Here is a 3,037-nt window from a genome sequence, read left to right on the forward strand (position 1 = left end):
AGAAGGCGGGATGACACCGGTCGGTTCCGGCCGGACGCGAGCTCGCCCCTGGTCATGGTCCCGAGAAGCGGACCGAGCGCCTGATTGAGCCCGTCCGGCCGGTGCCGGAACGCTCCATGCCGCCTCGCCGCGGCGAAGGAATGACTGACAGCCGACGGCTGTCGATGACACCCCGTCACTGGAGCAGACACCGAAGGCACCACAACCAAGCAAGCTGCTACCCGATCGCCTCGGCCGGGTCATCGCGTCGCGCCCGACGATCGGCCGACTCGACGCCGCTGCTGTCAGCGACCAGCCGAAACGTGTCGCCCTTCGGGCGACGCGCTCTTGACAAAGAGCACTCCTTCAGGAATGACCAGGCATCGAAGGTTTAATCGCAAGTTTAGAACTTCAGCGGATAGGCAACACTGCCGGTGACCAGCGGTTCCGCCAGTCGATGAGCTTCGCGGTGAGCAGGAACACCACTGCTAGGGCGAGCTGGGCGAGGCGATGGGCGGTCTTGCGATCGGTGTTTCGGCGAAGCTGGCCAAAGTTCGAGAGCCAGGAGTTCGTGCGCTCGACCGGCCAGCGAAGGCCCATCGGCTGGTTCGTCTTCGGGGCATCGGAGCCCCTCTTGCGCTTGCGTGCGATCACGGCGTCGTGCATCTCCCGCTCGGCGAGGCGACAGCGCGTCGCCTCGGAGTCGTAGCCGCGATCGAGCCAGATCGTCTCGACGTCGCCGAGCAGGCCGCGAGCCTTCGCGTCATCGAGGGTCGGCGCGAGCAGGACCGAGTCGTTGCGGTTGGCCCCATCGCAGGCCCAGCCGATTGGGATGCCGTTCAGGTCGGTGAGGATCGACCACTTCCACCCCAGCTTGGCCCGGTCCGTGGGGTTCTTGCCCGTTCCCTCGCCACCGCAGGGGCTCTTGTGCAAGGACCCGTCGACAGCAGCGTCGGAGAGGTCGAGGCCGATGATGCGGTCGAAGGCCGAGAGCGCCTCCGCGACCAGCGCGTTGAAGATGCCCGCAGCGATCCATTCGTCGCGCCGTGAGCGAACTGTCGTGTCGGAGACCCTGTTCCCGCACAGCCGCTCGGCATCCTCGAAGGAGCAGCCCGTCGCGAGCCGCACGACGATCACGTCGAAGCAGTCACGATCGGCGGTACGACCACGATGACAGCCAAGCGGGTGGTGGTCCTCTCGATACGGGATCCGAGGCTCGAAGGCTCGCCAGATGATGTCTCGCACTTCCGCGTCGAGTGCGCGCATGATGGTGGGGACCTCCACTGTCTCGTTGGTTTTTTGGGTGCACCCCGATCCTGTCGGGGCCAGTCCAACGAGCGGTGGATGGTCTATGTCTACGCGTCGTACCTGTTCAGAGGCCTATTCTCCTATCCGCGCGGCCTCTTAACTTGCGATTAAACCTTCGATGCCTGGTCAGGCGGCCTTCTTGACCACCGGATAGCGGGTTCGGGGCGGTCTTCGAGTGCCTTTGGGGCGGCCTGGCCCAGGCGTGGTCGATTTCGGCGGACTGGCCGGAGTGCCGATCGTCGCACGAAGTCGACGAAACCCCCTGCGGACCCGGCACGGGGTGAGGAGTTGGGGGTCTCGGGGGCGCTCCCAGGGAAGCCGGAGGTCGGCGACGAGACCGCGGGCGAGGCGGAGCTGGGTGTAGGCGGCGACGATGAGCCACGTCCAGCGGTCGGCTTGGGCCGGCGTGCAGACCGAGGGCGTGGTCCAGCCCAGAGTTCCCTTCTGGAACCGGAATCCATGTTCGATGTCGAAACGGTGCAGGTAGGCGCGAACGCACCGCTCGAGGTCGGGCTCCTCTTCACCCGACCACCACAGCCACAGCGTCTTCTTTGCCTGACCACCCGGCTTGGGGAGGTGCTCGACGTCGACGCGGATCACGCTGCCTCGCACGATCGGGGGCTTGGCGTGATCAGACCAGTGTCCACGCCCGGACAATCTCGGATGGAGGCCGTGCCAGGCGCTGACCTTGACCGTGCCGTAGCGGGGGTCATGGGTGCAGAGTCGAGCGTCGGCTGCTCGCCAGCTCGCCGGGTCCGAGCACTTCGATCGCGTCCCGTGCCGTGGAGGACGCCCACCGCTCGACGGGGGTCGGTTCGGGCGCGCCGGCGGGTCAGCGTAGAACACCCTGTCGTCGCGGATGCGACAGAGCACCTCGACCCGCTCGCCCACGAGCTCGTGACCGATGGCGATGGGGTCGTAGCCGGCGTCGAAGACAAAGAGCGGCACCTCGCCCGCAGCCGGCAGCAGTCCCGCGAGGCGGCGGACCTGGTCGATGGTGGCCGTGGTGGCGTCCGTCCCCGGGGTGACGCGCATCGCGTCGAGGGGGGCGGACCACGAGTCGTTGGCCCAGCTCAACTGGCTCACCCACTGGTAGCTCCACCCCGCCACGATCGGCTGGCCGGCGGAGTGACGAGACGCAGAGTGATAGAAGCCACGCCCCGGGCTCGTCTCGGCGTCAGAGCGTGCCCACACCGAGGCGTCCACCGCGAAGACGAGCGGCCAGTTGCCGGGCCGAGCCTGGACGAGCAGGCGCCGGAGGCGGTCCTCGTCGATCCGGCCCTTCGCCAGCGCCTTGTAGAGGCTGCCGTGGGAGCGGGAGAACTCTGGCTCGAGGCTCAAGGCAGGGACCGAGAGGACCGACCCGGGCGCGCACAGCGTGGCGTCGCACAGCTCGAAGAGCGCGTCGCCCCAGGCCGTGAAGGTTCCGTAGAGCTCATGGCGGAACGAGACCAACGCGTCGTGCCCGGCGTGTGGGGTGCGTGGCATATCCTAGAGTGTGTCTACTCTCGGACTCGGAGTGGTGGATGCTGCACTTTGAGAAGATGGTGGCGATGCCACCCACGAGCGCCGACAAGCAGCTTGCCCGGGTGCAGAAGCGTTACGACGCCCTGATCGCCCAGGTCGGCGAGGTCGGGTACATCGCGTCGGGCAGTCTCGCTCCTCGCTTCAACCGCTGCGGGAAGGCCAACTGCCGCTGCCACGCAGATCCACCACAGCTGCACGGGCCGTACTGGCACTGGACGGCCAA

Annotated in this window: 3 protein-coding genes; 1 reads left to right on the forward strand and 2 read right to left on the reverse strand. The window is 67.3% G+C overall.

What is annotated here, in order from left to right:
- Positions 1-390: 390 nt before the first annotated feature.
- Both VNF71_10655 and VNF71_10660 read right to left on the reverse strand, forming a co-directional pair.
- On the reverse strand, positions 391-1,263 hold the full coding sequence (locus tag VNF71_10655; GenBank protein HVA75010.1) for an IS5 family transposase: 873 nt from the start codon (positions 1,261-1,263) through the stop codon (positions 391-393).
- Positions 1,264-1,413: 150 nt separating this feature from the next.
- Complete coding sequence (locus VNF71_10660) at positions 1,414-2,775, reverse strand: NF041680 family putative transposase (protein ID HVA75011.1); 1,362 nt, start codon at positions 2,773-2,775, stop codon at positions 1,414-1,416.
- Between the two features lie 38 nt (positions 2,776-2,813).
- Here VNF71_10660 and VNF71_10665 point away from each other — a divergent pair.
- Positions 2,814-3,037, forward strand: a 224-nt coding sequence (locus VNF71_10665) for a DUF6788 family protein (GenBank protein ID HVA75012.1), incomplete at its 3' end; no start/stop codon positions are given.

The organism is Acidimicrobiales bacterium, assembly GCA_035533095.1.
In the GTDB taxonomy this organism is placed as follows: Bacteria; Actinomycetota; Acidimicrobiia; order Acidimicrobiales; family Palsa-688; genus DATLUM01.

Coding starts and splice junctions, on each gene's coding strand:
- VNF71_10660 (HVA75011.1), bottom strand. CDS start 2,775: ATGCCACGCACCCCACACGCCGGGCACGACGCGTTGGTCTCGTTCCGC.